Origin of the sequence: Paenarthrobacter sp. NPDC018779, from assembly GCF_044391085.1 — a bacterium.
Lineage (GTDB): Bacteria > Actinomycetota > Actinomycetes > Actinomycetales > Micrococcaceae > Arthrobacter.
Genome location: NZ_JBIRZS010000015.1, coordinates 89,522 through 110,564, shown reverse-complemented (window position 1 = coordinate 110,564; position 21,043 = coordinate 89,522). Strand labels below are relative to the sequence as shown.

Genomic DNA, 21,043 nt, shown 5'->3' with positions numbered 1-21,043 from the left:
AAGACCCACAGCGCCGATGGTACTGCACCCGGGAGGGTGTGGGAGAGTAGGACACCGCCGGACAACCATTCAGGTCGAGGCCCCCCAACCACCAGGTTGGGGGGCCTCCCACTTTAACAACCACTCCCGTTGCGGGGCCCACACAACACCCCAAAACCCCGCGACCACACGCACAACAGGCCCCACAACAAGCTACGCGGAACCGCCCGGGTAAGCCTACCCGGAGAAGAACTCAGACAGCTCCGCGATCAGCTTCTCCGGTGCCTTGTTGGGCCCGTCATGGCCGAAGCCCGGCAGGATGGTGTAGCTCGAGCCGGAGAGGACGTCGTGGATCTGTCCGCAGGCCACGCCGAAGTACGCAGGGCTCTTTTCGCCCACCACGATCAGGGTTTCCAGAGGCAGCGCCAGGAACGGCTCGGCCGGCATGTCGGCGGCGATCACGGCCTTGATCTCCCGGACGCCGCACGTCATGAGCTCACGCATCTGCTTGCCCAGCGGGGTGCCGGCTGTGAGTTTCGTGGCGAGGGTGAGCATGGAGAGCGGCATGCGCGCGAAAGCGCCGCCTGTCTCGACGCCCTTGATCAGGACGGCGAGTCCACGATCGTAGTCTCCTGCCGCCGTCGCGCGTTCGTATTCGTCCGTCCAGTCCGCCTTGACGCTGTGGTTCACGGAAACGGCGGGGTCGTACACGGCCAAGCGCTCTACGGGCAGCGTGCGCGCGGCGTGCAGTGCAACCGCGCCGCCGAAGCTGTGGCCGAACACATCGGTGCTGGACGTGTGCTTCATGACAGCATCGAGGTCGCGGATATCGGCTTCCAGCGTGTAGCCCTCGGCTTGCGGTGAGGATCCACCGCGTCCGCGACGGTTGAACGTGTGCACAGGGCGGCCCAGGGCTTCGCTGAGTTTCTGCGCGAAACGCGTGTAGTCGGATGCTGTAACCATGGAGGCAGGCACGACGACGACGCCGGAACCTGCGTCCGTCCGGTCACCTCCCGTAGTGAGTACCTCGAGGTGTCCGCCGTCAGCTGTGGTGATGATCTCGCGCGTCATGACTTGAGCCTAGCCGAGCCACCTGTACGGCGGCCGGATACGTCGGCGATCAGCGCTTGAAGTAGTCCGAAATGTCTTGGACCAGCTCTTTGACGGCTGCCGGAACGGAGCCATGGAAACCCCGCGGAGAGACTTCGAGGGTGCTGCCTGCAACGGCACGGTTCAGCCGCGCGGCGGTGACCTTGTAGAACTGGGGGCTTCTCTTGCCCACCATGAAGTGCGTGGTGGGTGGCAGCACGGAAAAGTCCCTTGGCGTGGCATCAGCTTCGAAGGCGGCTTTCAGCTCGCCGACGCCGGAGGGCAGCAGCTCACGGAAGAGTTTGTTGACCTTGGTCCGCGACACAACCGCCATGAGCCCTGCCAGGATCGGCTCGGGAACGCGTGCAAGCGCTGTTCCGGGCTGCATGCCACGCTTCATCCTTGCCATCGCCCGGCTCAGGTCGCCCGCGTCCACGGCGTCGGCAAATCCTGCCAGCCAGTCGGTGCTCATGCTGCCGTCGATGTTGACGGCAGCGTCGTAGACGGCCAGCTTGGCAGGTTCGTGGTGTGTTCCGGCGAAGGCCAGCGCCGCGTTGAGGGCCACGGATCCACCCAGGCTATGGCCAAGGATGTTCCGTCCGTCCGTGGCGTCCATGATGGTGCGCACATCCGCTATCTCGGTGGCCATGGAGTAGTTGTGTGGTTGGTCGGTGGACTTGCCGCGTCCCCGCCGATCGTAGACATCCACTGCCCAACCGTCTCCGAGGCCCTTCGCCAGGGCAATGGAGAATGGTCGGTAGATCAGTGCGGTCAGGAAGGCTCCACCGATGACGATGACCCGGCGTTCCCCGGGTGCGTCTTCCGTGCCGTACGTATAAAGGGCGAGTTTGCCGCCGTCGTGCGTCTTGATGTCGCGTTCCCTCACCGGATCATCCTAGGTGCCGACGGCCGCGTTAACGTGGTCACCGGACAGGAAGCGGGCGATTCGCGTCGCGAGGCGCTTTCCTGGGCGCAGGGGCCCGTCGTGAAATTGCAAAGGAACAATGGCGAAGTCGATTGCCGGCACGGCGCTGGCAAGGACGCGGCCGGTTTCGGCAAAGTAGGACGGACTCCAGCCGCCGCTGAGCATGAGCGTGGGCGTTTGCAGGCCGGAGAAATCGCGCAGCTTGGCATCGACGGCCAGGACTGCCCGCATCTCGGCGACAGCCGTGGGCAAGAGGGAACGCATCTCCAGGCCCAGCCGCGTCTGGGCGGAGATGATGCTCAGCACGCGCAAAGCGCCCATGGGCAGGTAGGAGATGGGTCCCGCTGTTCCCAGCCCTTGGACCAGGTGCGCCCAGGCGTGGTCGAGTTGGCCTGCCGTGACCGCTTCCTCCAGTTCGGGGCGCCAGCGGCCGTGGAGGTTCCCGGACAGGGAGACGGCGGCGTCGTAGGTCACGAGCCGGTTGATCCTGCTGCTCCGCACGGCGTTGAGGGCGACGAAGCCGCCGTAGCTGTGGGCGACGACATCGGCCGAGCCGGTTTTTCGCAGCACGGCGGTCAGGTCTGCCACTTCCGTTTCAACCGAGTAGCCCGGGGGCTGGGGAGCGGACTGTCCGCGGCCACGGCGGTTGTAGCAGTGGACGGGCCGCCCCAGCATGCGGCTGAGGTTCCGGGCGAAGGGCCAGTACAGCGAATCGGTCACCAAAGTGCCATGCACAATAACGACGCCGGCTGGTTCGGCGGGTGCCTTCGGGCCCGGAAGGGAGGCCTCGGTGCGCGGACGGAAGGTATGCACCTCAAGCTGCCCGCCGGCGTCGTCCGTTTCAACAGTCCACGTCTCCACAGCCCGAGTCTATGACCGGAAGTAGCGGTCCGTAATCGGCGGTAAACTTAAGGATTGTGACTTCCGCAAACACCTCCGCCCCGAACACCTCCGCCGAGCCCGTCGACGCCAGCGAGCAGATGCGCATCCGCATGGACAAGCGTGCCAAGCTGATCGAGCGCGGCGCGGAGGCCTATCCGGTGGGCGTTGAACGGACGCATTCGCTCAGCGAAATCCGCGAGAAGTACGCACACCTTGAAGCTGACCAGACCACGGGCGACGTCGTGGGCGTTACAGGTCGCGTCGTGTTTGTCCGCAACACGGGCAAGCTGTGCTTCGCCACGCTGCAGGAAGGTGGCGTGGACGGCAAGGGCGTCCGGCTGCAGGCAATGCTGAGCCTGGCCAACGTCGGCGAAGAAGCGCTTGCCGAATGGAAGGCCCTGGTGGACCTCGGCGACCACGTGTTCATCAAGGGCGAGGTTATTTCCTCCCGCCGCGGTGAGCTGTCCGTCATGGCCGATTCATGGTCCATGGCCTCCAAGGCCCTGCGCCCGCTCCCTGTTCTCCACGCTGAGCTCAACGAGGAAACCCGCGTCCGCCAGCGGTACGTGGACCTCATGGTCCGCGATGAAGCCCGCGAAATGGTGTACAAGCGCGCTGCCATCACCCGCTCGGTCCGCGACACCCTGGACCGCCACGGCTATGTGGAGGTGGAAACGCCCATTCTGCAACTGGTTCACGGCGGCGCGACGGCCCGTCCGTTCGAGACCCACATGAACGCCTTTGACCAGAAGATGACGCTGCGCATTGCCACCGAACTCTTCCTGAAGCGCGCAGTGGTGGGCGGAATCGACCGTGTTTACGATATGGGCCGGGTGTTCCGCAATGAGGGCGTCGACTCCACCCACAGCCCCGAATTCACCACGCTTGAATGCTATGAGGCATGGGCGGACCAGTTCGTTATGGCCGAGCGCATGAAGGAAATCATCCTGAATGTGGCCGATGTTGTGGGTACGCGCACCATCCAAACGGATGCGGGCGAGATTAACCTCGACGGCGAATGGGCCTGGATTGCCGTATATCCGGGCCTTTCCAAAGCTGTGAGCGTTGAAATTACCCCGGACACCACGGTGGACGAATTGCTGGCCATTGCCGCCAAGCATGAGGTCAAAGTGGATCCCAAGTGGGACGCCGAGAAGCTGGTAGTGGAATTGTTCGGCGAGATTGTGGAACCCACCTTGCTTAACCCCACGTTCGTCTACGACTACCCGCCGTCCGCACAGCCGCTGGCCCGCCCGCACCGCGAGGATGACCGGCTGATCGAGGCCTGGGACCTGATCATTGGCGGCATGGAGCGTGGAACGGCGTTCTCGGAGCTCATTGACCCCGTGATCCAGCGGGAACGGCTGACGGAGCAGTCCCGCCGTTCCGCAGCCGGCGATGACGAAGCCATGCAATTGGACGAGGACTTCCTCCGGGCACTGGAATACGGTGCGCCGCCCATGGGCGGTATTGGCCTGGGTATTGACCGCCTGGTCATGCTGTTTACAGGTGCCGGTATCCGCGAAACCATTCTCTTCCCACTACTCAAGCCTGAAGGTCACTGATCATGGAGTACATCGCCGTCCTGGCGCCGTCAGTAGTTGTTGGTTTGATCTTCTGGTTTGCCATGAAGGCCATATTCAATGCGGACAAATCCGAGCGCCAGGCGGAAGCACGTGCGCAGGCTGAGGCGAATCTGCGCAATTCGGGTCCCGAAGCTGACGGGCCTGCCGCTAAATAGCCCGGAAATTGGCGGTCCAAAGCAGTAATCCACATATGCCTTTGACGTGTGTGCATGCCGTGAACGATAATCAGGAATAGCAACATGGGGATTTCTGAATATCAACCCTCCAAAAGAGAGGCTACTCATGGCACAAAAAGTAAAAATCATCCTGGTTGACGACTTGGATGAAGGGGCAGCTGATGAAACTGTCCGCTTTGGCCTTGACGGTGTGAGCTACGAGATGGACTTGTCCACCGCAAACGCAGCTTCCCTGCGTCAGGCGCTTGAGCCTTACGTCGCCAAAGCCCGGAAGACTTCCTCTTCCGGCCGTGCCACCCGGGGCCGCGCTACGGCTGCGCGGAGCCAGGATTCGGCTCAGATCCGCCAGTGGGCACGGGATAACGGTTACACGGTCAACAGCCGTGGACGTATTCAAGCTGAAATTCAGGAAGCGTACCAGAAGGCAAATTCCTGATTCACCGCCTCTAAGCCCCGGCCTCAGTGCCGGGGCTTTGGTGTTTTAAAAGCTATTAGGCATCCGGCGTGCCACCTTTTCCCGGGCCGAAATATTCCGGGGTCCTCCCGTGGCGCTTCGACCCCGGATCTTTTGGGTACATGGAATGCAGGGGGCAGGAACACTAACCACCCGGATTGGTCCGAGGGCCCATGTGCAGGGCGGCGCGTGGTGCTCCGAGGCAGGACGGGCGCGGAAGTGTGCGGTCCCGGGCAGGCATGATGACATTTATTCCGCAAGTGCGTCATGTTTCCCCTGTGGCGAACACGCTCCAAAAGTCCCGTCCCGGCACGTAGCATCAAAGTACGTCGTAGCTAGGAGTGTGGCGAAATGTTTGAGAGATTTACGGACCGTGCCCGTCGCGTGGTCGTCCTTGCCCAAGAAGAGGCACGGATGCTCAATCACAACTACATCGGTACAGAACACATCCTCTTGGGTCTGATCCATGAGGGTGAAGGCGTTGCCGCCAAGGCGCTTGAGTCTCTGAGCATCTCGCTCGACGGCGTCCGCGAACAGGTTCAGGAGATCATCGGACAGGGCCAGCAGGCTCCTTCCGGTCACATCCCCTTCACCCCGCGCGCCAAGAAGGTACTTGAGCTTTCCCTTCGCGAGGCTCTTCAGCTCGGCCATAACTACATCGGCACCGAGCACATCCTCCTCGGCCTCATTCGTGAGGGCGAGGGCGTTGCTGCCCAGGTCCTGGTGAAGCTTGGCGCCGACCTCAACCGGGTCCGCCAGCAGGTCATCCAGTTGCTGTCCGGCTACCAGGGCAAGGAAACCGCAGGATCGGGTTCCGGCCAGGGCCAGCAGGAAGGAACCCCCGCCGGTTCCGTGGTGCTGGACCAGTTCGGCCGCAACCTCACCCAGGCTGCCCGCGAAAACAAGCTCGATCCCGTGATCGGGCGCGAGCAGGAGATGGAACGCGTCATGCAGGTCCTCTCCCGCCGCACCAAGAACAACCCCGTGCTCATCGGTGAGCCCGGCGTCGGTAAGACTGCCGTCGTCGAAGGCCTCGCCCAGGCGATCGTTCGCGGCGACGTCCCGGAGACCATCAAGGACAAGCAGCTGTACACGCTGGACCTTGGCTCGCTGGTTGCCGGCTCCCGTTACCGTGGCGACTTCGAAGAGCGCCTGAAGAAGGTCCTCAAGGAGATCCGCACGCGTGGGGACATCATCCTCTTCATCGATGAGATCCACACCCTGGTTGGTGCCGGTGCCGCCGAAGGTGCCATCGACGCCGCATCGATCCTGAAGCCGATGCTGGCCCGTGGCGAGCTCCAGACCATTGGTGCCACCACGCTGGACGAGTACCGCAAACACATCGAGAAGGACGCCGCCCTTGAGCGCCGTTTCCAGCCGATCCAGGTCAAGGAACCGTCGGTTGCCCACGCGATCGAGATCCTGAAGGGCCTGCGGGACCGTTACGAGGCACACCACCGCGTGACGATTACCGACGGCGCCCTCGCCTCAGCCGCTCAGCTGGCCGAACGCTACATCTCGGACCGCTTCCTGCCGGACAAGGCGATCGACCTCATCGATGAAGCCGGCGCCCGCCTGCGCATCCGCCGCATGACCGCTCCGCCGGAGCTCAAGGCCATGGACGAGCGCATCGCTGACGTGAAGCTGGAGAAGGAATCGGCGATTGACGCCCAGGACTTTGAAGGTGCCGCTTCGCTGCGCGACAAGGAGCAGAAGCTCATTGCCGAGCGCGCAGAGAAGGAGCGCAACTGGAAGTCCGGCGGCATGGATGACATCTCCGAGGTTGACGAGGACCTGATTGCGGAAGTCCTCGCGAACTCCACGGGCATTCCGGTCTTCAAGCTCACCGAGGAAGAATCCTCGCGCCTGCTCAAGATGGAAGAGGAACTCCACAAGCGTGTGGTCGGTCAGGACGAGGCCATCAAGGCCCTATCGCAGGCCATCCGCCGTACGCGTGCCGGCCTGAAGGACCCCAAGCGTCCGGGTGGCTCGTTCATCTTCGCCGGCCCCACCGGCGTTGGAAAGACCGAGCTCGCCAAGGCCCTGGCCGAGTTCCTGTTCGGTGAAGAGGACGCCCTCATCACGCTGGACATGTCCGAGTACTCCGAGAAGCACACGGTTTCGCGTCTCTTCGGTGCACCTCCGGGCTACGTCGGCTACGAAGAAGGCGGGCAGCTGACCGAGAAGGTTCGCCGCCGTCCGTTCTCCGTGGTCCTGTTCGACGAAGTGGAGAAGGCGCACGCCGATCTCTTCAACTCGCTGCTGCAGATCCTGGAAGACGGCCGTCTGACCGACTCCCAGGGCCGCGTGGTGGATTTCAAGAACACCGTGATCATCATGACCACCAACCTGGGTACTCGCGACATCTCCAAGAGCGTCGCTACCGGCTTCCAGTCCGGCACGGACACCCAGACCGGCTACAACCGGATGCGTGCCCGGGTGACGGAAGAGCTCAAGCAGCACTTCCGCCCCGAGTTCCTCAACCGTGTTGACGACGTCGTGGTCTTCCCGCAGCTGACGCAGGACGAGATCATCGAGATCGTGGACCTCTTTGTTACCCGTCTGGAGCGCCGCCTGAAGGACAAGGACATGGGCATCGAGCTCACCAAGGCCGCCAAGGTCCTGCTCGCCACCCGTGGTTACGATCCCGCCATGGGTGCCCGGCCGCTGCGCCGCACCATCCAGCGCGAGATCGAGGACCAGCTGTCCGAGAAGATCCTGTTCGGCGACATCCACACCGGCGACATCGTTGTGGTTGACGTCGAGGGTGAAGGTGACGAAGCCAAGTTCACGTTCGAAGGCAACGCCAAGCCGCGGATCCCGGAGATTGCTCCCACCGCGTAAGGCAGAGGCCCCATAAGCAGAGTGCCCCGCACATTCTCCTAGGAGTGTGCGGGGCATTCGTGTTTTCCGGAAGCGAGGATTGAATGCGGATTTTGATGGTGGCTCCTGGTACGCGCGGAGACGTGGCGCCCATGGCCGGGCTGGGTTCGGCATTGCAGGAACACGGCTTCGAGGTTTCCATTGCTGCAAACCCTGCCTATGGCCCGCTGGTTGTGTCCGCCGGCTGTGAATACAGGGCGCTCCCGGGGGACCTCACAAGCATCATCCAACGAACCGACTCGGCGGAGAAGCCCTCACTCAAGGACGTCCGGCGTTCGTGGCAGGCCCTTGGCGGCTACATGGAACAGGCGGCGAGGGGAACACTGGCTGCAGCCGAGGCGGGGGCGGACGTTATCCTGGCGAATTCCGTGGCGCCCTTTGCCTACGACATCGCCGAGGCTTTGGAAGTTCCTGCCATCGGCGCCCACCTGCAGCCCGTGGAGCCGAGCGTCGCATATCCGCCTGTGCTGCTCGGTTCCGGGCGTGACCTCGGCGCCGTGGGCAACAAAGTGATCGGCAGGAGGGTTCTCGCCGGACCAGCGCCTTACGATGCTCCGGGTGCCAGGCTTCGCCGCGGGCTCGGCTTGCCCAAGCTGTCCCGCCAAGCTGCCGACCGCCGTCGTCGGCGTAATAGGGCAACCACCCTCCACGGCATCAGCCCCACGGTGCTGCCCCGTCCGAAGGACTGGCACGCGGGGCTTGTCATGGCCGGTTACTGGTGGCCGCCGGGGCAGCGCAACTGGCAGCCCGACCGGGCGTTGGCAGATTTCCTCGCGGCCGGGCCGGCGCCGGTCTTCATTGGGTTTGGCAGCGGCGCGGCAGTCGATGTGGAACTCGCCTTGGAGGCGGCGCGGATTGCCGGTGTTCGTGCCGTGATCCAGGGCGGACGCGTTCAAAGCGACGACGCAATCGGGATCGGCGAGGTCCCGCACGAGTGGCTCTTTCCCCGGATGGCTGCCGTGGTGCATCACGCGGGTTCAGGAACGACGGCGGCCGGCCTCCGTGCGGGGGTGCCCGCGGTGTGTGTTCCCGTCTTTACGGACCAGCCTTTGTGGGCATCCCGCGTGGCGGCGTTGGGAGCCGGCCCGGAACCGATTCCTTACAAGCAACTCACTGCGGAGCGCTTGGGCCAGGCCATGAAGGCGGCGGTCAGCACGCCGTCGTACGCCGCCCGGGCCAGGCACCTCGCCGCAGCGATCGCCAAGGAAGACGCAGTATCCCCGGTGCTGGCGACTCTCCGCAACCTCCCAAGTAGGGGACAGCTAACGTCCTACTCAGCGCTGGGTGGAACGTTAGCTGTCCCCTAGTTGGGCGGAATGTGAAAGTAGTGTTTCACTATTAGTGAACCACCCTGTGATCGACGGCACATTCCGTGTTGAATCGGAGCATGCCTACCCCGCAACCCGAAACTCCCTTCCACGACCTTGACCACTACCTGGCCATCCCGCGGGTCAGTGGACTCACCCTTAGCCCAGACGGCAACCGATTGGTCACCATTGTCTCCACCTTGAACGGCAAGGGCACGGAGTTCATGACCGCCCTGTGGGAGCTCGACCCCACGGGCCGGGAACAGGCCCGCCGGATCACCCGGAGTGCCAAGGGCGAGGCGGGCGCCGTGTTCGCCGCCGACGGTAACCTCTACTTCACCTCGGCGCGGCCGGACCCGGAAAAGCCCGACGAGGATCCCGTCAGCGCGTTGTGGGTGCTTCCTTCCAATGGCGGAGAGGCCGGCATTGCGCACTCCCGCGCAGGAGGCGTGGGTTCCGTCCTGGCTGCCACGGATGCCCGGGCCACCTTCCTGGTGGCCGACGTCCTGGCCGGTTCCACTGGCGAGGAGAACGATGAAGAGCGGCGCAAGGCCCGCAAGGACAACAAGGTCTCGGCCATCCTGCACAGCGGCTACCCGGTCAGGTATTGGGATGCGGATCTGGGTCCCTCGGAGCCCCGCATCTTCGCGGTCGAAGCTGGACCGGCGGCCGAACCCGGCAAACCGGCTACTGTTGACGCGGAACCGCCGGTCGCCCTGCGGAACCTGACTCCCGGCGTCGGAGGTTCGCTGCGGGAAGCCAAAACCGTGGTGAGTCCGGACGGCAAGACCATCTATACGAGCCTCAGCAAGGCGCTCGCGAAGGCCGACAGCCGGGAGGTGCTCGCCGCCGTCGACGTTGCCACCGGTACCGTCAAGGTGCTGCTGGACCACGAGGGCATGAGCTACTTCCCCGGCCCCGTGAGCCCGGATAACCGAACGCTGGTGGTGCAGAGCGAAAGCGACACCACCCCCACCCAGGCGCCGCTGGTCAAGCTGCACCTGCTGGACGTCTCGGGCGGGGAAGCCACCGGGCTCGTGCCGCTGGCGCATGACTGGGACCGCTGGGCGACGCCGGTTGCCTGGCTCCCGGACGGCAGCGGCCTTTTGGTCACAGCGGACGACGACGGCGCGTCGCCGGTTTTCCGGGTGGACGTCGCTGACGGTGGGGTCACGAAGGTGACGAAAGACGCTGCGGCGTACACCGACGTCGTGGTTGCGCGGGACGGACGCACAGCGTACGCGCTGCGGAGTTCGTATGAGTTCCCCTCGGAGGCTGTGCGCATCGATTTGTCGACGGGAGACGTGGTGCGGTTGCCGGCGCCCGCCGAGCGTCCCGTGTACAGCGGGCGCTTGGAGCGGGTGGAAACGACGACGGCGGACGGCGTGCGTGTACCGGCGTACCTGGCGCTTCCCTCCGGAGCGTCAGCCAATGCACCTGCCCCGCTCCTCCTGTGGATCCATGGCGGACCCCTCGGCTCATGGAACGCCTGGACGTGGCGTTGGAACCCGTGGCTTTTGGTGGCCAAGGGCTATGCCGTGCTGCTTCCGGACCCTGCACTCTCAACGGGCTACGGCCAGGAGTTCATTCAGCGCGGTTGGGGTGAGTGGGGCAAGAAGCCGTTCTCGGATCTGATGGCAGTGACGGACTCCGTGGTTGCGCGCGCGGACATTGACGAGACCCGGACCGCCGCGATGGGTGGCTCCTTCGGCGGATACATGGCCAACTGGGTGGCCGGGCAGACCGACCGTTTCAAGGCGATCGTCACGCACGCCAGCCTGTGGGCGCTGGACCAGTTCGGCCCGACGACGGACGCTGCGCAGTATTGGCTGAAGGAAATGACGGCGGAGATGGCCATGGAGAACTCGCCGCACCTCAACGTACGCAACATCAAGACGCCCATGCTGGTGATCCACGGTGATAAGGACTACCGCGTGCCCATCGGCGAAGGATTGCGGCTCTGGTACGAATTGCTCTCCTCCTCCGGGTTGCCGGCTGACGGGAACGGACAGAGCCCGCACCGCTTCCTCTACTTCCCGGACGAGAACCATTGGGTGCTCCAGCCGCAGCACGCGAAGGTTTGGTACGGAGTGGTGGAGCACTTCCTGGCCAAGCAGGTGCTGGGGAAGGACGTGGAACTGCCGGAGGAGCTGGGGGTTTAGCCCACAGACATGCGGCGGATCCCCGCGGCGTAGGCGTCCAGGACATCAAGGATGCCGCGGTGCTGCCACACGCGTTTGCGGTCTCGGCCTGTGGATTCACTCAGCACGCCGCGCTCGGTCAGAGCATCGAGCGCGCGCAGTGCTGCCATCTCGCCAAGCCCAAGTTGGGCCATGAGATATCTCGTGTTCACCGCAGGCTGTCCGATCAAGGTGGGAAGAAGGCGCCACGCCGCGGCATCCGCGCGAAGCCCTGCCAACTTCCCCCGGGACTCCTCAAGCTGTTCGACGAGGTCGTCCACGAGCTGTGCCCCGGTGGTCGAGGCGATCCTGCTCGCCATGGCGAACTCTCGGACAATCGGTCCGGCGTCGCCCTCACGGAAGGAGCCCAAGGCTGCGAAGTAGCGATCCGTGTGGACGAGGAGCCCTGCGGAGATCGGCACCGCGGTGGAGCCGACGAGTCCTTTGTTGCGAAGGATGGACTGAGCCAGGGCGCGCCCGGTCCGCCCGTTCCCGTCGGGGAACGGGTGGATGGTCTCGAACTGCGCATGGCTGACCGCTACCTGAACGAGGACGGAGACGTCGTGCCGGCCTACGAAGGTAACCAGATCGCCTATCGCGTCGCGAATGCGGTGGTGGTGCGGTGCGACGAACTCAGCCATCCGTGGTCCCGCTTGGCCAGGGCCTATCCACACCAGCTCATTCCGAAAATGCCCAGCACCGGCAGGGTCGAACCCGCGCTGGTGAAGCATCAATGCTCTGTGCATGGCCAAGATGGAGTCTGCATTGATTTCGTCTGCGAGCCGAAGTGCCGCCTCCATGGCGCGGACATTGCCGACGACGGTCAGTGCGTTTGCTTTGTCACCCTCCTGGATCTCGGCGAGGGCGAGCTCCTTTGCCGATGTGGTCAGCTGTTCGATCTGCGAACTGGAAGCCGACTCTGTCCGCAGCAGGATTGCCGTCATCGGTCCGAGCGCTGGATTGTTGGTTCCCAATCTGCGCTGGGCGTGTTTGTCGAACGCGACCAGTTGGCGGGTGGCATCCTCTACGTCGGCGGAGTCTTCGCCTGAGATCTGGGGTTTCCACTCTGCGATGGGGGCTGTAATGCTGGCCTGGTAGGGCCCGGTTTGCCTGTTCACCTCGGCTCGTGAGTACATCTCAGGCGCGCGGGGCTGCCAGTCGAGGGTCTCGAGTGAGATTGGTTCGATTGGAATGCGGGCATCCGGAGGTGTTGGCACGACTCCAGTTTACTAACACTTAGCACCATAAGTGTTGCCTGAAACTAGTGCTAACCAACACTTAGTGGCATAAGTGTTGGTAAAGTTCGGATTTACTCTCCGTTGAGGTGGTCAGCGGGAGCGCTCCAGGGCGTCGAGGATCAGCTCTAATCCGTGGCTGAACTCGTTGCCGTAGTCGTACCCGGGCTGCATGACAAGTTCCGTGGCGATCTCCACCATGTGCGGGTACTCGCCCGTGGCAAAGCGTTCCATGATGGGCGAGGCTACGTCTGCCATGGGCTCTCCTCCGGCGATGGGGAGTGCGGCTTCCTGGAGGGCGAATCCGTAGATGTAGCTGTCCAGCAGCGAGTAGGCGCGGGCCGTCTGTTGCACGGTAAATCCGGCGGACCTCAGTGTGGCCAAGGTTGCCTCGTGGTGTTTCAGCGTTGCGGGACCGGGTGCCTTCCGTGATTCCAGCAGCCCAATGGCCCAGGGGTGGCGACGGAGCACCTCACGGGCCGAGTGGGCACGGGTGCGCATCTGTTCTTTCCACTCGCCGCCGGCCACCGGAGTGTGGATTTCGCCGAAGACCAGGTCCACGAGTCCGTCCAGGATCTCGTCCTTGTTGGCTACGTAGTAGTACAGGGACATGGGCTTGGTGCCCATGCTTTGGGCGAGCGAACGGATGGACAAGGCAGCGATGCCGTCGGCGTCTGCCAGTTCGAGGGCTTTCTGCAGCACCTTGCTGCGGCTGAGTTCAGGCCGCTTTGCGGTGTTTACGGCTGCGGCCATGACGTTCCTCCAAGTTGGCTCTTCCGGTTTCGTACAGTGTACTGTAATGTCATTTTCGTACAGCGTACGATTCTGATTCGGAGGAAAAGCCATGAAAGCCCCGCAGCGCGCACAGTCCGAAGCACAGCAGTCCATCGGCATGCGTGCCGTGGTCCGCGAAACATATGGCGGTCCCGAAGTCCTGGGGGAGAAGCGCCTCCCAAGGCCCGAAGCCGGCGCCAAGGAAGTGCTGGTCAAGGTCCACGCCGCCGGAGTTGATCGCGGTGCTTGGCACATGATGACTGGCTTCCCGTATTTGGGACGGCTTGCCTTCGGTATCGGGAAACCACGGGATCCGGGCTTGGGCATGGATCTCGCCGGCATCGTGGAGGCGGTTGGGCCTGGCGTCACCACGTTCCGCGTGGGTGATGCGGTGTTCGGGTCCGGGCGCGCGTCGTTCGCCGAGTACGCCGTGGCCCCGGAGGGGAAGTTGGCTTCCAAGCCCGCGAGAATCACCTTCGAGCAGGCTGCGATCGTGCCGGTCTCGGCGGTGACGGCACTCCAGGGCTTGCGTGCCGGGCGGGTGCAGGCCGGCCAGAAGGTCCTGATTACCGGAGCGTCCGGCGGCGTCGGAAGCTACGCGGTCCAGTTGGCCAAGGCCTTTGGCGCCGAGGTTGTGGGAACGTGCAGCTCCGGAAAGATGGACTTCGTGCGCAGCCTGGGCGCCGACCGGGTGATCGATTACGCCAGTGAGGACTTCGCGGATTCAGGGCCCTACGACGTCATCCTCGATATCGCAGGCAATCCCGGGATCCGCCGAATGCGCCAGGCCCTGACCGCCACGGGAACGGCCGTGATTACAGGAGGCGAAGGGGGCGGTAAATTCGCCGGCGGGCTGGAACGGCAGCTGGGTGCCATCATGCTCTCGCCCTTCATCAGGCAGCGGCTGACGATGTTTTTCGGAGTGGTCCGCGCCGAAGAACTGCACGAACTCGCGGAGCTGATCGAAGCCGGCAAGATCACCCCACCCTTGGACCGTACGTTCAGGCTCAACCAAGCGCCTGACGCGCTGCGCTATTTGGAAGACGGACACGCCCGCGGCAAGATCGCGCTCACCGTCTGATAGGTGGTCACTGACCGATAGGGCTGGTCCGTCTGATAGGGGTGGCCGGCGCTCACTGTCTGATAGGGCTGGTCCGTCTGACAGGGGTGGCCGGCGGTCACGAAAGCCGGAACCGCACCCGCGGCTGGCTAGGATGGGGGAGTGGATTCTGCCTTTAGCCTTCGCCCTGCCCGCACCAGCGACGTTGCGGCGATCAAGAGGCTGGTGGCACGCCTGGCCGACGAGCGGATCCTGATTTCCAAGGAAACCGTCGCCTATTACGAGAGCCTGCAGGAGTTCCAGATCGCCGAATCCTCCGAGGGGGAGGTCATTGGCTGCGGCGCCCTCCACGTCATGTGGGAGGACCTTGCCGAAATCCGCACGCTTGCTGCCGCCGATTCCTGGCGCGGCAAGGGAGTGGGCCACAAGCTGGTGGAGAGCCTCATAGATAAAGCCCGCGAGCTGGGCGTCAGCAGGGTCTTCTGCTTGACGTTTGAAGTGGACTTCTTTGTGCGCCATGGCTTCGAAGTGATGGCGGACCAAAGCGCCGTGGATCCTGAGGTCTACTCGGAACTCCTGCGCTCGCATGACGAGGGCGTTGCCGAATTCCTTGATTTGGCACGCGTCAAACCCAACACCTTGGGTAACACCCGCATGATCAAGCACCTCTAGCCACACCCGCAACAGTCCAGCCAAAAGCCGGGGAATTATGGGTGATTTAAACTCCCTTCTTTTATCTAAAGTTGATGGATAAACTGGTTGAGGCTTGCTGGGGAGCTTCCGCCACATCGGTTATATCGAGAGAAGATCATGCAGTCCCACGCGTCCTTTTCAGGCATTTCAAGCATTTCAGAACTACAACTCAGCGTGCGCGGTCCAGTGTTCACACCCGCTGATCCAGGCTTCGCAGACGAAGTCGCCGCATTCAACCTTTCCACCCAACACCAGCCGGATGTCGCCTTTGGTGCCCTCGATGCAGAGGACGTCTCGGCAGCAGTGAAATGGGCTGCCGAGCGCGGCATGCCCGTCGCGGTCCAGTCCACCGGGCACGGTGCCACCAATGCAATCGAAGGCGGCCTGCTTATCAGTACCCGCCGCATGCTGGAACTCAGCATCGACCCCGTCGAAAAGACCGCCCGTGTAGGTGCGGGCGTTCGCTGGAAGGCGGTGGTGGAGTTGGCATCGACCTTTGGCCTCATGGGCCTCTGTGGTTCCACCACCGACGTGGGCGTGGTGGGGTACACCCTGGGTGGCGGACTGCCGATCATGGGCCGCAAGTACGGTTTCGCTTCGGACCACGTGATCGCCTTCGAGCTGGTCACTGCCGACGGTACCCAGCGGCGGGTCACCAAGGACGAAGACCCCGAACTCTTTTTCCTCCTCCGCGGAGGCAAAGGCAATCTCGGGATTGTCACGGCCATGGAATTCCACCTTTTCCCTAACCAGGACATTTTCGCCGGCGGGCTCTACTTCGCCGGCGTCCACGCAGCCACCGTGCTCCAGCAGTTCAGCGAATGGGTGCCGTCGCTCCCCACCGAAGCATCGGCGTCGTTGGCTTTCCTGCGCCTGCCGGACATGGACATCATTCCCGAACCGCTGCGGGGAAAGTTCGTGGTCCACGTCCGCTACGCCTTCCAAGGTGATCCGGCGGTTGCCACGCAACTGTTGGAACCCATGCGCCAGTGTGCACCGCTCATGATGGATGCCACCGGACCCCTTGAATCCACGCAGTTCGACACCATCCACCAGGACCCCGACCAGCCAGTGCCGGTGCGCGAGCGTGGTTTCCTCCTGGACCGACTGGACCAGCCTGCCAAGGAAGCCATCCTGCGGCACTTTGGCCACGGCGTCGAAAGTCCCGTCCTGTTGGCCGAACTTCGCCTGCTGGGAGGGGCGTTGGCAAAGTGCGCCGACGGCGAAGACGTGGTGGGCGGCCGCGATGCGGCGTTCAGTTTCTTCATGGCCGGGATGGCCGTCCCGCCTCTCGCTGAGCTGCTGCCGTTGGTGTACGACGCCGTTCGCGAGGACCTGCGCGACGCCTCCAATGGCGGGACTTTCGTGAACCTGCACGGCCACTTTGTGGACGCTGAGGACAGGGAACGGCCCTGGGCCCCGACCGTCCGCGAACGGCTGCGGAAGGCCAAGGCGGAGCTGGATCCGAAGAACATGTTCAGTTTCGGCCATGTGGTTGGCTTGCCGGTGATCGACCAGACCGTGCTTCTCGAAGATGTTGTGACTGCCGGCGGCGACGCCGTGCTGGGCAACTAGGAACCCGCCATGTTTCCGGACTTCTCGGCGTTCCAGATCGATATCCCGCACGGCTCCTGGCCGCACGATACTGAGTGGTCCGGAGCCGGGCACCCGCACCACGAGATCTCCGGCGACTTCTGGCCGGACGTCCAAGTGAGCCATGACGCGCCAGCGAAAGCGGCAAGCGAAGGCGGATAGCTGAACGCTGCCAACAGGGGATACTCCGGGCCTACCGTGGTCACTGCCGCCGGTAGTAGGGTCAGAGCACCACACCACTGCAGGCTCAGGAGCATCCCATGAAAAAGCTCATCAATGATCCACGTGCGGTGGTGGACGAATCCGTCGAGGGTTTCGGCATGGCACATGCCGACCTTGTGGACGTCCACCCCGACCCCAAATTCGTCGTCCGCAAAGGTGCGCCGGTGGCGGGCAAAGTTGCCCTGGTTTCCGGCGGGGGCAGCGGGCACGAACCACTCCATGCAGGATTCGTGGGGCTCGGCATGCTGGATGCAGCCGTTCCCGGCGCAGTCTTCACCTCGCCCACACCGGACCAGATCATTCCGGCCACCACGGCAGTCGACTCGGGTGCCGGCGTCGTACACATCGTGAAGAACTACACCGGTGACGTCCTGAACTTCGAAACTGCCGCGGAGATGGCCCAAGCCGAAGGCGTGGCTGTCCGCTCCGTCCTCGTGAACGACGATGTTGCCGTGGAGGACTCGCTGTACACGGCCGGCCGGCGCGGGGTGGGCGGTACCGTCCTTGTGGAGAAGATCGCGGGCGCCGCTGCTGAACGGGGTGACGACCTGGACGCCGTGGCCGGCATCGCCGAGCGGGTGGTGGCCAACGTGCGGACCATGGGCGTTGCGCTCTCCGGCTGCACCGTGCCCCACGCCGGAACACCGAGCTTTGAATTGGCCGACGACGAGATCGAAATCGGCATCGGCATCCATGGTGAACCCGGGCGGCACCGGATCCCCATGGAAGGTGCGGATGGGATCACCGACCGCCTCCTGGAACCGGTCCTTGAGGACCTGTCCATCGGCTCCGGGGACAAGGTTCTGCTGTTCGTCAACGGCATGGGCGGTACTCCGCTGAGTGAGTTGTACATCGTGTACCGCCGGGCCGCGAACGTGCTGGCCGATCGTGGTGCCACGGTTGAGCGTTCCCTGGTGGGCAATTACGTGACGTCCTTGGAGATGCAGGGCTGTTCCGTCTCCGTGCTGCGGCTCGATGATGAGATGACCACCCTGTGGGACGCTCCCGTCCACACTGCGGCCCTGCGTTGGGGAGCGTGAGCATGGGATTGGGCGTTGAATGGGCCGTGAACTGGCTCAAACTCTCGGCCGAAGCAATGGCGGAACACCGCACTGAACTCATCGAGCTGGACCGGGCCATTGGCGACTCGGATCACGGCGAGAACATGGACCGCGGCTTCCAGGCCGTGCTCCAGAAGCTCGACGAGCCGTCTCTGGAAACGCCCGGCGCGGCACTGAAGGCAGCGGCCATGGCGCTCATGTCCAAGGTTGGCGGTGCGGCCGGGCCCCTCTACGGAACGGCCTACTTGCGTGCCGCTACGGCGTTGGGCGATGCCACGGACATTGATGGCGCAGCCGTGGTGTCCGCCTTGGTTGCGGCGCGCGACGGCGTTGTTGCCCGCGGCAAAGCCGAGCCCGGTGATAAGACCATGATCGACGCCTGGACCCCGGCGGTGGAGGCGGCGCAGAAGGTGTCCGACGACGGCGGCGACGCGCTCGCAGCCTTGGAGGCCGCCGCGGAAGCCGCTGAGTCCGGGGCCGTTGCCACTGAACCCCTTGTTGCCCGTAAGGGCCGTGCCAGCTACCTGGGCGAGCGGAGTGCCGGTCACCGCGACCCTGGTGCGCAGTCCACGGCACTGCTCCTTCGGGCCGCTGCCGATGCGGCCAAGCAGGGCGCGGCCGCATGACCGTTGGGATCGTGGTGGTCTCGCACAGCAGCAAGATCGCTGAAGGTGCAGTGGAACTCGCCGCCCAGATGGCGCCCGACGTCGGACTCGTCGCCGCCGGGGGAACCGACGACGGGCGGATCGGTACCAGCCTCGAGAAGGTGCTGGCCGCCGTCGAGCAGTCACTTGTGGACGCCGGCGGTGACGGGGTGGTGGTGCTGACGGACCTGGGATCGGCCGTGATGACGGCGGAATCCGCCATGGAGTTCGCCAGCGATCCCGACGCTGTCCGGCTGGCCGATGCGCCTTTGGTGGAGGGGCTCGTTGCTGCGGCCGTCGCCGCCCAAGGAGGTGCCGCCGTCGGGGATGTACGCAAGGCTGCGGAAGCAGCGGGAGGTGTGGCGCCGGATGCGGGTCCTGTGGTGCGGGGTGAGCCGGACGCCGCGGCCGAATTCGAGCTCATCAACCCCATGGGCATTCACGCCCGGCCGGCAGCCAAGATAGCTGGTGGCCTCTCTGGCCTTGACGCCGAGGTGACCATCAACGGCGTCGACGGGGCTTCCATGATGGAACTGATGGCGCTCGCCGCTGGCCAGGGAACAAAACTGCGCGTGGAGGCGCATGGCGCGGAGGCGCAGAAGGCCGTGGACTATGTGGGCAGGCTGGTGGAGGAGGGCTTCGGGGAGCTCTGAGTTCAATCGTTTTCACCCAAAATATTGATAAGTATCCTGATTAGTGATGTTGTAGAGATACAGGTTCACAACGAAAGAGGTGCAACATGGGTGCAGACGACAAAGCACAGAATGCTGGCGAAAAGATTGCAGGCAAGGCCAAGGAAGCGGCTGGAAAGCTGACTGACAACGAGCGCCTCGAAGCCGAAGGCAAGGGCGAGCAGACCAAAGCCGACCTCAAGAACGCCGGCGAAAAGGTGAAGGACGCCTTCAAGAACGACTAGGAATTGGGCAGGGCCGCTGGTTGCAGCGGCCCTGCCTTGTTGTTGGCAGTGATGGTCATCGATGTGAAAGGGGGAACCGTGAATTTACTGGTGAAACTGTTCGGCCTGGCGGTCAGCCTCGGAGCCGGCGCGTTGGCAAACAAGACCCTCGAAGGGTTGTGGGAGAAGAAAACCGGGAAACCTGCGCCCAAGGACGGCACTGACCTGGACGATTCCTTGCCTGGCGTGCTGGTGTTTGCCGTAGTCTCTGCCGCGGTTGGTGCCGTGGTGCACGTCCTCACCCAGCGCGGCACCAAGAGCGCCCTGGCCCGCATGAAGAAAACAGCAGACGAGGTATAGCGAATGGCTATTGCAAAACACCCCAGTGTTGTCATCGACTGTCCGGACGCCCCCGCCCTGGCTGCCTTCTATGGAGAGCTGCTGGGCTGGGAAGTCACCCGCGACGACGGCGACTGGGCAGATGTCCGCCCCGCCGATGGCAGCAACTGCATCTCCTTCCAGCAAGTGGACGTCTACCAAGCGCCCGTATGGCCTGGGCAGACCCTTCCGCAGCAAATGCACTTTGACGTGATCGTGGAGGACCTGGATGAGGCCGAGAAGGCCGTCCTGGCCATCGGCGCCACGAAGCACGACCACCAGCCGGGCGAGACTTTCCGGGTGTTCCTTGACCCGGCCGGGCATCCGTTCTGTTTGTGCGTTTCCTAGCTGGTTTCGCGGAGGGCCCGGTACTGCGTTCGACAGTACCGGGCCCTTTTGTGTGGGTTTGTTGCCTGGCTTTTGTGCCGGGCCTTGTTGCCTGGCGTTGTTGCCTAGCCTTGTTGCGCGGCCCATTCCTCGACGCGGCGGTTGCTTTCTTCTTCGGACAGGTCCTCCACCCGGGTCATGATTGACCAACGGACGCCGAAGGGATCGCGGATGCTGGCGTAGCGGTCGCCTGAAACGAACGTGCTGAGCGGTTCGCGCACCGTGGCGCCGGCTTGCTCCGCGCGCTGGACCAAGCCGTCAGCGTCCGCGCAATAGAGGCCCATGGAATAGCAGTCGTCCTCGCCTTCCGGCGCGGGGACCAGGTGGTAATCGGGGCTCGGCTCCCCGAGCTGCAGGTGGCCGTTGCCGAAGTCGAGTTCGGCATGGACCACCACGCCACCCATCTCCGTGGCGCCCACGACGCGCGCGCCGAACACGTCTTTGTAGAAGTCGATGGCCGCCTTCGCGTTCCTGATTGCGAGGAACGGGGTGAGGCTGGTGAGGCCCTTGGGAACTCCGTGGACGGTGTGCTCCCCGTGGGCGGCCGTGGTTGATTCGGTGCTTGTAGTATCGGTCATGTCTTTGACGCTACGCTTCCGCGCGTTGGCATCGCTTGGAGATTTGCGACAACTCTTGTTCG

The 21,043-nt window shown here is 63.9% G+C and carries 22 protein-coding genes; 16 read left to right on the top strand and 6 right to left on the bottom strand.

Going from position 1 to position 21,043, the window contains the following annotated elements; all coding sequences use genetic code 11:
• Window positions 1–216 precede the first annotated feature (216 nt).
• The 3 genes from ACH488_RS15645 to ACH488_RS15635 are packed head-to-tail and all read right to left on the bottom strand — an operon-like array spanning window position 217 to window position 2,854.
• Window positions 217–1,050 carry an alpha/beta fold hydrolase gene (locus ACH488_RS15645; protein ID WP_397325480.1) on the bottom strand — a complete coding sequence of 278 codons (834 nt, stop codon included), beginning with the start codon at window positions 1,048–1,050 and terminating at the stop codon, window positions 217–219.
• Between the two features lie 49 nt (window positions 1,051–1,099).
• The gene (locus ACH488_RS15640) at window positions 1,100–1,954 is read right to left on the bottom strand and encodes an alpha/beta fold hydrolase (protein ID WP_397325479.1); all 855 of its coding nucleotides are present in this window, start codon (window positions 1,952–1,954) and stop codon (window positions 1,100–1,102) included.
• 9 nt (window positions 1,955–1,963) lie between these two features.
• Window positions 1,964–2,854 (bottom strand): alpha/beta fold hydrolase, encoded by an 891-nt coding sequence (locus ACH488_RS15635; RefSeq protein WP_397325478.1) that lies wholly within the window; start codon window positions 2,852–2,854, stop codon window positions 1,964–1,966.
• Between the two features lie 56 nt (window positions 2,855–2,910).
• Here ACH488_RS15635 and lysS point away from each other — a divergent pair, with 56 nt between their 5' ends.
• The 6 genes from lysS (at window position 2,911) to ACH488_RS15605 (ending at window position 11,443) form a co-directional block, all read left to right on the top strand.
• Window positions 2,911–4,440 (top strand): lysine--tRNA ligase, encoded by a 1,530-nt coding sequence (gene lysS, locus ACH488_RS15630; protein WP_397325476.1) that lies wholly within the window; start codon window positions 2,911–2,913, stop codon window positions 4,438–4,440.
• A gap of 2 nt (window positions 4,441–4,442) precedes the next feature.
• Entirely contained in the window at window positions 4,443–4,616 is a 174-nt protein-coding gene (locus tag ACH488_RS15625; protein WP_397325475.1) for a hypothetical protein, read from the top strand.
• A gap of 127 nt (window positions 4,617–4,743) precedes the next feature.
• Window positions 4,744–5,073, top strand: a complete 330-nt coding sequence (locus tag ACH488_RS15620) for an Lsr2 family protein (protein ID WP_387439078.1) — start codon at window positions 4,744–4,746, stop codon at window positions 5,071–5,073.
• Window positions 5,074–5,442: 369 nt separating this feature from the next.
• Complete coding sequence (locus tag ACH488_RS15615; protein ID WP_397325474.1) at window positions 5,443–7,935, top strand: ATP-dependent Clp protease ATP-binding subunit; 2,493 nt, start codon at window positions 5,443–5,445, stop codon at window positions 7,933–7,935.
• Between the two features lie 83 nt (window positions 7,936–8,018).
• Window positions 8,019–9,281 carry a glycosyltransferase gene (locus tag ACH488_RS15610; RefSeq protein ID WP_397325473.1) on the top strand — a complete coding sequence of 421 codons (1,263 nt, stop codon included), beginning with the start codon at window positions 8,019–8,021 and terminating at the stop codon, window positions 9,279–9,281.
• Between the two features lie 80 nt (window positions 9,282–9,361).
• Complete coding sequence (locus tag ACH488_RS15605) at window positions 9,362–11,443, top strand: alpha/beta fold hydrolase (protein ID WP_397325472.1); 2,082 nt, start codon at window positions 9,362–9,364, stop codon at window positions 11,441–11,443.
• Here the strand turns inward: ACH488_RS15605 and ACH488_RS15600 are convergent.
• Window positions 11,440–12,678: a Fic family protein gene (locus ACH488_RS15600; RefSeq protein WP_397325471.1), complete on the bottom strand. Its 1,239-nt coding sequence runs from the start codon at window positions 12,676–12,678 to the stop codon at window positions 11,440–11,442. The genes ACH488_RS15605 and ACH488_RS15600 overlap by 4 nt on opposite strands.
• Window positions 12,679–12,789: 111 nt before the next feature.
• Window positions 12,790–13,449, bottom strand: a complete 660-nt coding sequence (locus ACH488_RS15595) for a TetR/AcrR family transcriptional regulator (RefSeq protein WP_397325470.1) — start codon at window positions 13,447–13,449, stop codon at window positions 12,790–12,792.
• Window positions 13,450–13,540: 91 nt separating this feature from the next.
• Between ACH488_RS15595 and ACH488_RS15590 the strand changes: the two genes are divergently transcribed.
• The 10 genes from ACH488_RS15590 (at window position 13,541) to ACH488_RS15545 (ending at window position 20,364) form a co-directional block, all read left to right on the top strand.
• The gene (locus ACH488_RS15590; RefSeq protein ID WP_397325469.1) at window positions 13,541–14,551 is read left to right on the top strand and encodes an NAD(P)-dependent alcohol dehydrogenase; all 1,011 of its coding nucleotides are present in this window, start codon (window positions 13,541–13,543) and stop codon (window positions 14,549–14,551) included.
• A gap of 141 nt (window positions 14,552–14,692) precedes the next feature.
• Window positions 14,693–15,202 (top strand): amino-acid N-acetyltransferase, encoded by a 510-nt coding sequence (locus ACH488_RS15585; RefSeq protein ID WP_397325468.1) that lies wholly within the window; start codon window positions 14,693–14,695, stop codon window positions 15,200–15,202.
• A gap of 207 nt (window positions 15,203–15,409) precedes the next feature.
• Complete coding sequence (locus tag ACH488_RS15580) at window positions 15,410–16,798, top strand: FAD-binding oxidoreductase (RefSeq protein WP_397325467.1); 1,389 nt, start codon at window positions 15,410–15,412, stop codon at window positions 16,796–16,798.
• A gap of 9 nt (window positions 16,799–16,807) precedes the next feature.
• Entirely contained in the window at window positions 16,808–16,978 is a 171-nt protein-coding gene (locus ACH488_RS15575; RefSeq protein ID WP_397325466.1) for a hypothetical protein, read from the top strand.
• A 98-nt stretch (window positions 16,979–17,076) separates the two neighbouring features.
• Window positions 17,077–18,078, top strand: a complete 1,002-nt coding sequence (gene dhaK / locus ACH488_RS15570) for a dihydroxyacetone kinase subunit DhaK (RefSeq protein WP_397325465.1) — start codon at window positions 17,077–17,079, stop codon at window positions 18,076–18,078.
• Window positions 18,079–18,080: 2 nt separating this feature from the next.
• Window positions 18,081–18,725, top strand: coding sequence for a dihydroxyacetone kinase subunit DhaL (dhaL, locus tag ACH488_RS15565; RefSeq protein ID WP_397325464.1), 645 nt, complete (start codon window positions 18,081–18,083; stop codon window positions 18,723–18,725).
• Window positions 18,722–19,396 carry a dihydroxyacetone kinase phosphoryl donor subunit DhaM gene (gene dhaM, locus ACH488_RS15560; RefSeq protein ID WP_397325463.1) on the top strand — a complete coding sequence of 225 codons (675 nt, stop codon included), beginning with the start codon at window positions 18,722–18,724 and terminating at the stop codon, window positions 19,394–19,396. The genes dhaL and dhaM overlap by 4 nt, the downstream gene beginning before the upstream one ends.
• 86 nt (window positions 19,397–19,482) lie before the next feature.
• Entirely contained in the window at window positions 19,483–19,659 is a 177-nt protein-coding gene (locus tag ACH488_RS15555) for a CsbD family protein (protein WP_397325462.1), read from the top strand.
• Window positions 19,660–19,737: 78 nt separating this feature from the next.
• A complete protein-coding gene (locus tag ACH488_RS15550) occupies window positions 19,738–19,998 on the top strand; it encodes a DUF4235 domain-containing protein (RefSeq protein ID WP_397325461.1) in 261 nt (86 codons plus the stop codon).
• A 3-nt stretch (window positions 19,999–20,001) separates the two neighbouring features.
• Window positions 20,002–20,364 (top strand): VOC family protein, encoded by a 363-nt coding sequence (locus ACH488_RS15545; protein ID WP_397325460.1) that lies wholly within the window; start codon window positions 20,002–20,004, stop codon window positions 20,362–20,364.
• A 104-nt stretch (window positions 20,365–20,468) separates the two neighbouring features.
• On the opposite strand, the gene ACH488_RS15540 is transcribed toward ACH488_RS15545, so the two are convergent.
• Window positions 20,469–20,981, bottom strand: a complete 513-nt coding sequence (locus ACH488_RS15540; protein WP_397325459.1) for a VOC family protein — start codon at window positions 20,979–20,981, stop codon at window positions 20,469–20,471.
• Between the last annotated feature and the right edge of the window lie 62 nt (window positions 20,982–21,043).